Source organism: Bradyrhizobium sp. NBAIM08, assembly GCF_020193935.1.
Lineage (GTDB): Bacteria > Pseudomonadota > Alphaproteobacteria > Rhizobiales > Xanthobacteraceae > Bradyrhizobium > Bradyrhizobium yuanmingense.
Map to the genome: position 1 here is coordinate 1 of NZ_JADYVR010000199.1, position 466 is coordinate 466.

General features: G+C 72.1%; 1 protein-coding gene. It reads left to right on the top strand.

The window, feature by feature from the left end:
* A partial coding sequence (locus I6F37_RS39100) for an ABC transporter substrate-binding protein (protein ID WP_225154242.1) occupies positions 1 to 466 on the top strand: 466 nt, incomplete at both ends.

Genomic DNA, 466 nt, shown 5'->3' on the forward strand with positions numbered 1-466 from the left:
TTCCGCTACCTCTTCCGCTCCTGCCCCCGCGCCAGCGACTTCGCGCGCGAGGCGGTGAACGCGGTGCCGGACGCGCTGGCGCCGCTCTGGGGCGTGCGGCCCGAGGCGCTGAAGGTGGCGATCCTGCACGAGGACGCGCTCTACGGCCAGACCGTCTCCGGCTTCCAGGAGGCGCAGGCCAGGACGCGCGGGCTGAACATGGTGGAGCGGCTCGCCTACTCCTCGCGCGGCGTGGACCTCGCCTCGGCGGTGCAGCGGCTGCGGAGCGTGGGCGCGGAGGTGGTGCTGCACACCGGCTACCAGAACGACATCGTGCTGCTCTACCGCGGCATGCGCGAGGCGGGCTGGCGGCCGCGCATGGTGATCGGCTCGGGCGCGGGCTACAGCGTGGTGGACACGATGCGCGCCATCGGCCCGGAGTTCGAGGGCACGATGAACGTGGACTTCACCCAGTTCGAGGTGAACG